This is a genomic window from Pseudomonas edaphica (genome assembly GCF_005863185.1).
GTDB lineage: Bacteria > Pseudomonadota > Gammaproteobacteria > Pseudomonadales > Pseudomonadaceae > Aquipseudomonas > Aquipseudomonas edaphica.
Map to the genome: position 1 here is coordinate 1 of NZ_VBVZ01000191.1, position 10,123 is coordinate 10,123.

Genomic DNA, 10,123 nt, shown 5'->3' on the forward strand with positions numbered 1-10,123 from the left:
CAGCGCAGCGTCATCGGCCGGGTCCATGGCCTCCAGTGGTTTTCTATTGCGTATATAGGCACGTAACCGCGCCAGTTTTCGTGAACATCAGCCATGCTGAGACGCTCCATTGGAATGAGTGGCGCTGAGTCGACGGATCGCTTCCTCCTTGGGTTCATCCAGCACGATTTGGCCGTCATCGACGACGATGATTCGCTCGACCAACTCCAACAACGCCAGGCGATGGGTGGCAATCAGCAAGGTCTTGCCCTGTGCCCACTGGTCGAGGTTTTCCAGAAACAGGCGTTCTGCCCCTTCATCCAGTGAAGAGGTCGGTTCGTCCAGCAACAGCACGTTGGGTTGGCGCAACAACAGGCGAGCCAGCAACAGCGATTGTTTCTGGCCACCGGAGAGCCCAAGCCCACCTTCCAGAATCAAATGATCCAGGCCCGTCGGCAGCTTTTTGATAAACCCATCGGCGCCGGTCAGGGCCAGTGCCGAGAGCATTTCCTGGTCAGCGGCCAACGGCGCGCCCAGTTTCAGGTTCTCGCGGATGGTGCCGTGGAACAGGTGCGAGTCCTGGGTCAACAAGGCCACATCCCGGCGCACGTCTGCCGGGTCCAGGTGTTGCAACGCCACGCCATCGAGGCTGACCAGGCCAGAGCGTGAATCCACGCCCCCGACTAGCGCCTGCAGCAGCGTGGACTTGCCTGCGCCGTTGCGGCCCAGCACGGCAATGCGTTCGCCGGCCCGAATCTTCAGTTGGCTGACTTGCAGCACCGAGCTGTCGTCGCCATAGGCGAACACCGCCTGGTCCAGCACATAGTCACCGTACAGGTGGGCACGGTGGACTTTGTGGCTGTGTTCGGGGTGGTCGGTGGGCAACTGCATCAGTTTGTCCAAGCCTGCCAGGGCGGTCTTGGCCTGCTGCCAGCGAATGATCACCTGGGTCAATTGCGCCATCGGCGCCATCATGCGTGAGCCGAGGATCGATGCCGCCACCAGTGCGCCGGTGGTCAGGTCACCGGCCATCACCATCGGCGCGCCGAAGAAAATCACCACGGCAAACACCAGGGTCTGCATGGATTGCGACCAGTACTGCAAGCGATGGGTCAAGGCCTTGAGCCGCAGGTTCGCCGAAGCAGTGGTTGCGTTGTAATGGTTCCAGCTCAGCTGGAATTTCTGCTCGGCTTGCAGCGCCTTGACGTCGTCCATGCCCTGGATGGTTTCCACCAGCAAGGCATTGCGCAGGCTCGACTCACGCAACGCTTCGTTGGCCAGGCGCCCCAGCTTGCCTTGGCACAACAGGCCGGGGGTAATCATCAACACCAGCGCACACAGCGGCACCAGCACCAACGGGCCTACCAGCAGCCAGAATACGCCGAGGAACAGCAGGAAAAACGGCAGGTCCGCCAGCGCCGTGATGGTGCTGGAGGTAATCAGTTCGCGAATCTGCTCCAGCTCGCGAACCTGGGAAATGAAGGTACCGGTGGAACGCGGCCGGGCCGAGTTGCGCAGGCGTATGGCGTGGCCAAAGACCTTGTCGGAGAGACGTGTGTCCGCACGCTTGCCCAGCAGGTCGGTGACATGGGAACGGGCGTTGCGGATGGTGAAATCAATACCCGCTGCCAGCAGTACCCCGATAAACAGGACGTACAAGGTCGGCATGGAACCGGCAGGGATCACCCGGTCGTAAGTCTGCATGGAAAACAGCACCCCGGCCAACCCCATCAGGTTGGCAACCAACGAGGCGAACAGCACGTAGCGATAGGACTTCAAGTCCTGCAGGACGATGCCCTTGAACCAGTTTTTGTCATACGGCTTGATGTAGTCGTCCACTCGCACGTCGGCGCGATTACCCACCGGGCGCAGCAGGATGACCCGGCGGCACTGCTCCAGCAGTTCCTGGCGCGACAACACCGTGGCCAAGCCATGGTCGCCGCTGAGCCGCACTTGCAGCGAGTCCTCGGCGCGCAAGCCTTCGATCAGCGCCAACTGGCCGTCGGTCAATTGCACCAGCAACGGTAAACGCCATTGAGTCAGGTCTTCGGCCTGTAACTCTTCATCAATCTTGACCGACAGTCCCAAGTGCTTGGCAATCGCGTACAGCTGGTCATCGGAATGCGCACTGCCCTGCCAGGCAGCGGCCAGCCGCGCATCCTCGGGGGAGAAGCTCAGGTTGTAATGACCAGCAACCAGCAACAACATTTCCAGCCAGGGCGGGGAAACAGATGACGGGCTGGCTTGCAGGGGTTCTTGGGCACGGCGGTTCATGGCAAACGCTCACGGTAGGTGGCGTCGTTGGCAGCACCAAACGCCTGACTGAGATGGCCTGCGCTATACAGGCAGTTGATCTGTAACCGACGCAGGCTATTGAGCGTGGTCTGCTGCTCGACCCGCGACAAATAGGCCTCTTGCTCGGCATTGAGCAGATCCAGCAAGGGCCGGGTGCCCAACTCAAGGTATTGCTGGCGGTAGAGTACGCGCGTTTCATTGATCGTGCTTTCGCGCACGGTTTGGGCACCCAGGCTGGCATGTAACTTCAGCACCTGGCTCTGCGACTGCTGCATTTCCTGGCGCGCGCGCAAACGGGCAGTATCGAGGCCGGCCTGGGAGGACGCCAGGGCCCGCTCGCTGGCCGCCTTGCCGGCCTGGATCGCGTTACCCTGATAGATCGGCATGCTCGCGTTGAGGAAGACGCTGTAGCGGCTGCGGTCCTGGTCCGTACCTGGGCTGCCATCCAGCTGGTGGCTGAATGTCGGCTCCAGGGACAGTGTCGGTAGCCCGGCTGCCTTGGCGGCGCTCACTTCGGCCTCGGCCCGGGCTACCCGCGCTTGGGCGGACTGCACCTCAGGGTTGTCCTGCATCTTGGCATCGACCTGCTGGCACGACTGCTCCAGTTCCCGCGGGAAATGGTCGGACACACCCTCGACCCGAGGTTGCCCGATCAGGTTCGACAATGTGGCGAACGTACGCGCCAGGCTGGCTTGATGCTGGAAGCCGGTGACCTTGGCAGCTTCGATACGCGACATGGTTTGCACATAGTCCGAACGGGTACTGGCGCCCATGTCCAGACGCTGGCGCGCCAGGTCGGAGACTTTTTCCAGGCTGTCGATCTGGTCCTGGGTGATCGCAATCAACCGCTGGTAATACTGGCCATCAAGAAAGGCCAATGCGGTATTCATGGCAACCTGTTCGACACTCAGGCGCACGTCTGCCTCGCGCTCGGTGACACCGGCCTGGCTGGCCTCGACGGCGCTGGACACCTTGCCGAAGTCATACAGCATCTGCGAGGCACTGACGTCGAAGACCTGGGCACTGTGACTGCCTGGCACACCACTTTGGTAGCCGCTGCGCACGCCGCCGCTGATCCTGGGGTAATAGCCGGCCTGCGCCACTTCTACCCGCTGCACTTGTTCATTGACCCCTTCCCGGGCCCGCAGGATATCCGGGTACGAGGTTAAGGCCTGGCGCACGGCCGCACGCATATCCAGCGCCGCGGTGCCGGCAGTGGCTAAGGTGTTCACGCTCAGTTGGGGAGCGGAAGGTGGAAGAAACTGCCCGGCTTCAATCATTGAAACCAAAGAGGGCGCGGGCACCGTTTCTTGCACTTGACTGTTCTTGATCGGATGCACGGTAGGCGCAACCTGATCTTGGGGTTGGTCATGCACAGAAGGTGCATTGACCTGCCCGACCACACCGCCCGAACTGAACGATAAGGCTATCGTCAGGCAGGCAATATCACGCCGGGGATGGAATATCCGGAACATAATTGACACTCAGGGAAAATAACCCTGGGCCATACGGCCCAGGGCTCTGTCATTACGACTTAAACAACGGAAACACCACTCTCGACCCAGAGGTCTTTCTTCGACGTTTCATCGATGTAGTGCACATACTCATGGCCATCCAGCGGCGCCTTGACGCCATCGGGTTTCCACGAATCCGGCAAGTCCAGGGTCGAGGCAGATGTCGACTTCGACACCGTGCCATCGGCTTGCAAGATGTCGTTCAAGGTCACCGTCAACGCGGGCTTGGCCGGATCGTCCTTGGCTTGCAGGCTGACCAGCTTGTTGACGTCCAGGTTTGGCCCCTGACCCAGGTTGAACGACGGCAGTGCAGTGTCACTGTCGACGTCTGTCTGCACCTGGCTTTCCGGCTGAGCGAGTTGCGCCGCCAGATCAGGCGCGGGGGCCACGCTGGTCGACACTTCGTTGAGCTCGGTGACGAGCTTGGAGTCAGCGATCTTCACCGCCAGGGTGGAGGTCACCGTCTCGCCGTTCGTGTGCCGTACCTGATACGAGAAGGTCTCGATTTCATTCAGACCCGTCAGGCTGAGCTTTGGCGTGTAGGTGTAGTCACCGTTCGCCGCGACTTTCAAATCACCGTATTTACCGGCAATGGTTTCCTGATTGATCGAAGGCACCGATTTGCCATCGACGCTGACGATGCTGACATCATCACTGTCGATCAAATCACCCGAGACGGAATACGCCTTGATATCAATTTGGAAGGTCGAGGTGAGAATGGCTCCCCCAGCAGTCCTGGCCTCATACGAGAACGTCTCGGTCTGGTCCGAAGGGGTGGCATTGCTGTTCTGCCTGTAGGTGGCTTGACCATCGGCGCCGATGCTCAGATCACCAAATTGGCCTTTGACCACCGTGCGCACTTCATTGGCAAGTGTCGTGTTGTTGACCTTCAACAACGTTGCGCCTGCCGGCAGAATCAGGTCACTTTTTATCGCACTGTTGGCAAAACCACCAATGAACGAGGTATGAACAATGCTGGTGGTATAGGTTTTGGCCCCGACCCCCAAAATGTCAAAGTTATTGACCGTCACCCGGTACTCACCCGGCATTTCGTAGGCCAGGGAAATACCCGACTTGGTCGCAAAGATCGGCAGAACCGACAGGTTGCCCAGCCCGCCTGCGCTGCTGCTGCGCACGTCAACCCACTTACCATCGATCAACTTCTCCAGCTTCACGCCATTGAAGTTGCCCACATCAACGTTTACCGGTGCCGAGCTATTGACCGTAATCTCGACCTTTTCACTGTCACTGACAACGAAGTGATAAGTGGCGGAAGTCGGCAAGAGATCCCCGCCACCCAACGTATTGGAAAACCAATTAAGAACGCTGTTGACGCCCGAGCTGACGGGTGTGATGAAGGTAGAGGATTTGTTCTGCTCCAGGTTGGCGATGTTTGGATCAATAAACTGGCTGACGGTGACCTCATTGTGTTCCGCCACCAATTGATAAGGCGCCGTTACCGACACTGAACCTGTGGAGGTGGACTGGTTATCCAGGGACGCTGAAGTCACCTGCAACACTGTCCCGCCCATCTGTGCTTTTACCGGCACCTCATAGTTGCCGTCGGCATCGACAGGTTGTTCGCCCAGGGTCTCGCTTGCGGCATTTTTCACCACGACCTTGGTATTGGGCGTGGCCTTGCCGGAGACAAGTTTGCCATCGGCACTGATCATCGCGCTCAACGGCGCCGGGATGGCCTCGCCTGCTACCTGAGGTGCAATCAGTTCGGTAGGCAGCGACTCCTTGCCTGCCAATTCAGCCACCACCGAAACCTTGCTGCCCGCAGGCTGCCTGGTAATGGTTGCCGCGAATGTACCGTCCTCGCCCGCCAAGATTGGCCCGGCCAACAATTGGCCGTTGGCGTCTTTGACCGACACGCTCGCACCCGGCAGGGTCTTGCCGGTGATCTGGGTGCCAGCGGCATCCAGGTGAGCTTCCGGTTGTGCAGGTCGATCAACCTCAGTGACCGGTGTTTTCACATAGGCCGGCGCGGACTCCACACCCTGCCCTTGTGCCGTCACCGCCAGGGTGGTGCCGTTGGGCTGTTTCGGGATGTTGACCACAAAGGTGCCATCCTGCTGGACAACCCCGGAACCGATCTCTTTGCCCTGGGCATCCTTGACGCTGATGGTTTCGCCCGTGTTGCCCTTGCCCGTCACCTGGGTGCCGGCTTCGTCGACTTGCACCTCTGTCGGCGTATTGGAGGCAATGTGCGGCGTCATGACCGATTCAGAAGCGGACACCTTGTCGTTGTTCTGCAACGCGACATTCAACAGTTGACCGCCCGGCTGTACGGGAATAGTGACCTCGAAAGTGCCGTCCGGCCCGACGATGCCCTTGGCGATCACGGTTGTGTCGTCCGCTGCTTTGATCAATACGATGGTGTTCGGCGCACCCTTGCCCTGCACCTTGGTGCCGGTGGCGTCCACACTCACATCGAAAGGCTTGGCTGGCGTGTCTTCGGCGCTCAGGGGAACCAGCAACAGCGCAGGCGCCGACACCTTGTCACCCTTGACCGCGCTGATGGCAAGCCTGTCACCGCCATTCTGCGCGGGGATATTGGCCGAAAACATACCGTCAGGCCCAGCTGCGAACGTGCCCAGATCCTGTTGGGTATCGAGGTTGACGATCTTGACCGTTTCACCTGGCTTGACCTTGCCCAACACGCGAGTGCCGCTGGGGTTGATATTCAGGTCGGTAGGTGGCAATGGCACGTCCGCATCGATAAACGGCGCCACGACAGAAACGGTTGGCGATGCCTTCCCCTCGTCGTAGGCCGTCACGCTCAAGACGGCGCCGGTCTTCTGAGGAGTGCTCAAGGCAATCTCGACAGAACCGGTCTTGGTGACCACGCCACTGCCCAACTCCTTGCCGCCGCCATCCATGACCTTGATGATTTCGCCCGGCTTGCCCTTGACCGTTACCGCGCTGCCGGTGTCATTGATCACCGCGTCGCGGGGCGCCAGCACAGGCACCGACAGGGTGGCAGGCGCCGACTCCAGGCTGCCCAGGCTGACCGTCGCCTTGAGGTCTTCACCGCTCGCGCCGGAAGGCAACAGCACATTGCCCTTACCATTTGCATCCAGAGGCACACGAACGATTGTGCCGTCCGGGGTGTTGATTTGCACAACAGCGTTGGGCTTACCTTCTACGCTCACCTGCCCGGTGACCGCATCGACTGCGCCGAACACCGGCGCCAGCAACGGCACTTCGAGCGTCGCGGCCTGCGACGTAATACCTGCCGCTTGGGCAACCACGCCCACTTCCCCGCCGCCCAGAGCATGGGGCAGCTTGATCACGGCCTGGCCTTGTGCGTCCAGCTGTACCGGCGCGCCGACCGGGTTGCCGCCTTTGTCCTGCAACTGAACAGTAGCGTTCGGTTTGCCAGTGACCGACAACTCCTCTTTAGCCGCATCAAATGCCAGGGTTGGCGCAAGCAGCGGAACCACCAGGGCATCGCTGACAGGCGACTTGGCCTCCTTGAAGGTTTGAACCGCCTGCAGAGTCTCTGCGCCAAGGGAGGCCGGGATCGAGATCACGCCTTTGCCTTGGGCATCCAACGTCACAGGTGACCCCACCGGCTTGCCGTCCTTGTCCTGCAACTGCACGCTGGCGCCCGCTTTGCCTTCGACCGCCGTCAGGCCGGTTTTTGGATCAACCGGGCCCAACACCACTTTGAGCAAAGGAATGGCAGTCTGTACCGTCGCCGATTCTTCCTGCCCATCCTTGATGGTTACGCTGACCGACTCTCCACGCAATGCCGGAGAAAGGACCAGATTGCCCTTGCCATCATTGCCCAATGTGAGGCGTTCAACCACTTCACCCGCAGCGTTCTTGACCTCTACCTGCCCACCCGGCATACCGACGATTTCCAGGGCGGTGCCGTCTTCGTTGAAAGTCAATTTCGGCTCGAACAGCGGAACCTCAATCGATGGGGCCTTTTCTGAGCGCTTGGCCGGCTTGGCCGGTTCGACCGTTTGCAGCGCCGGGTTGTCAAACTGTGCGTCAAGCGCACCTGTGCGGCTGGTGGTAGCAGCGTCTTCCTGGCTGGCGGTGATGCTTTGCCCGCTGGCGTTGAAGGGTAGCGTTACCGTTGCCTTACCGTCCGGATCGAAAACACCTCGAACGTAGACCTCGCCTGTTACGTCGTTAAATACCTGGAACACGGCCCCAGGTTTACCATCCAGGGTGACACTTCGCGTTCCTCCGTCAACCTGACCCAGTATCGGTGTCAGCATAGGTACCGCCACGCCGGACGGGCCGGACTCGACACTGTCGACCAATTGGGTGACGGTCAGATCCAGGTTGCTCAATTGCGGGCGCAATGGGATCTGGCCTTCGCCTTGGTCATTCAGGGTCACGGGGTTGCCTATCGGCAGGCCAGTGCTGTCTTTCAACTGCACGGTCGCGTTCGGCTTGCCTTGAACATTCACTAGATTGTTCGCGTCATCGACAGCGCCCACAACCGGCGCAAGCACTGGCGCCAACACGGTATTGCTGACGGGCGATTGCACAGTGCCCGAGGTTTGAACGGCCTGCAGATTTTCGCCGCTGGCTTCCTTGGGCAGCGTGATCAGGAACTGGCCCTGCTCATCCAGGATCACTGGCGCGCCGATCGGTGCTCCTTCGCTGTCTTGCAATTGCACGCTAGCACCCGGCTTACCGGTAACCAGCAGTTGGCCGGAGGCGTTGACATCACCCAGTTCGGGTTTCAACAACGGCGCGGTCAGCGCGGTGGTGGGTGGTGACTCGATGTTGTCCACGGTCTGGGTGACCGCCACAGGCTGCTCGCTCAGGGTGGTCGGGACTTGCAGTGAGCCCTGGCCTTGCGCGTCCAGCGTGACTGGCGTACCCACGGTGCTGCCTGTGCTGTCCTTCAACTGCACGGTGGCACCCGGTTTCCCCTGCACCAGGAGGGTGCCTTCCGGATCGATTGTGCCAACAACTGGGGTCAATACGGGGACGGTCAGCAAGTCGCTGGCGGGCGATGTGGTCGTATCCGAGGTCTGTACAGCCTTCACGCTGTCGCCTGAGGTGTTTGCAGGCAACGTCAGCACGCCTTCGCCCTCGTCACTCAGGACGATCGGAGTACCGATCGGTTTGCCAGTGCTGTCTTGCAACTGCACGGTGGCACCTGGTTTGCCGGTAACCGTCAACCCGCCGGTGGCGGCATTGACATCACCCAGCTCTGGCTTCAACAACGGTACGGTCTGTGGAGCGGTGGCCAGGGACTCGTTGTTGTCCACGGTCTGGGTGACCGTCACGGGCTGGTCGCTCAGGGTGGTCGGGATTTGCAACGTGCCTTTGCCGTCGGCGTCCAGGGTGACCGGAGTACCCACGGTTTTGCCCGTGCTGTCTTTCAACTGCACGGTCGCGCCTGGTTTGCCCGTCACTTCGAGGATGCCGGTTTGCGGGTCGATTGTGCCCACGGTAGGGGTCAATGTGGGGATGGCCAGCGTTGGACTGGTCGGTGATGTGATGGTGTCCGACGTCTGCACAGCCTGCACGCTTTCGCCAGCGGTTTTTGCAGGCAGCGTCAACGTGCCATTGCCCTGGGCGTCCAGGACGACAGGATTACCAATCGAGGCGCCAGTACTGTCTTGTAACTGAACGCTGGCCCCTGGCTTGCCGATGACCGGCAACAGACCGGTGGCAGGATCGACAGGACCCAACTGCGGTGCCAACAACGGCACGTCAAGGTTGGTTGTGAGCGGTGGGTTGATGCCGTCATTGAGCACCACGCCGACCTTTTGGTCACTGGCATTGCCAGGCAGTGTGAGAGTGCCCTCGCCTTTATCGTCCAAAGTGACTGGTTTTCCAATTGGCTTGCCGCTTGCGTCCTGCGCCTGCACGGTCGCGCCCGGCTTGCCGGTGACTAGTACGTTGCCGGTGGCTGGATCGACAGGACCCAATTGTGGTGCCAGCAGCGGTACGTCAACGTTGGTCGTGAGCGGCGGGTTGATGCCGTCCTTGAGCGCCACGCCGACCTGCTGGCCGCTGGTGTTGCCCGGCAGGGTCACGGTGCCCTGGCCTTTGTCGTCCAGAGTGACTGGGTTGCCAATTGGCTTGCCGCTTGCGTCCTGCGCCTGCACGGTCGCGCCCGGCTTGCCGGTGACCACTACATTGCCGGTGGCTGGATCGATAGGGCCCAATTGTGGTGCCAACAGCGGTACGTCAACGTTAGTCGTGAGCGGCGGATTGGTGCCGTCATTGAGCGCCACGCCGACTTGTTGGCCGCTGGTGTTGCCTGGCAGCGTTACGGTGCCCTGGCCTTTGTCGTCCAGGGTGACTGGGTTGCCAATTGGCTTGCCGCTTGGATCCTGCACTTGCACGGT

The 10,123-nt window shown here is 60.6% G+C and carries 3 protein-coding genes; all 3 read right to left on the reverse strand.

Annotation, left to right across the window (positions count from 1 at the left end; all coding sequences use genetic code 11):
• Positions 1 to 87: 87 nt before the first annotated feature.
• A complete protein-coding gene (locus FEM54_RS14700; protein WP_138451597.1) occupies positions 88 to 2,253 on the reverse strand; it encodes a type I secretion system permease/ATPase in 2,166 nt (721 codons plus the stop codon).
• The gene (locus FEM54_RS14705; protein WP_171045842.1) at positions 2,250 to 3,506 is read right to left on the reverse strand and encodes a TolC family outer membrane protein; all 1,257 of its coding nucleotides are present in this window, start codon (positions 3,504 to 3,506) and stop codon (positions 2,250 to 2,252) included. Before FEM54_RS14705 ends, FEM54_RS14700 begins: the two co-directional genes overlap by 4 nt.
• A 302-nt stretch (positions 3,507 to 3,808) precedes the next feature.
• A complete protein-coding gene (locus FEM54_RS14710) occupies positions 3,809 to 10,114 on the reverse strand; it encodes an Ig-like domain-containing protein (RefSeq protein ID WP_205894404.1) in 6,306 nt (2,101 codons plus the stop codon).
• Positions 10,115 to 10,123: the final 9 nt, after the last annotated feature.

Bases quoted from the DNA above. Each gene is read 5' to 3' on its own strand.
- FEM54_RS14700 (WP_138451597.1), bottom strand. From the start codon at position 2,253: ATGAACCGCCGTGCCCAAGAACCCCTGCAAGCCAGCCCGTCATCTGTT.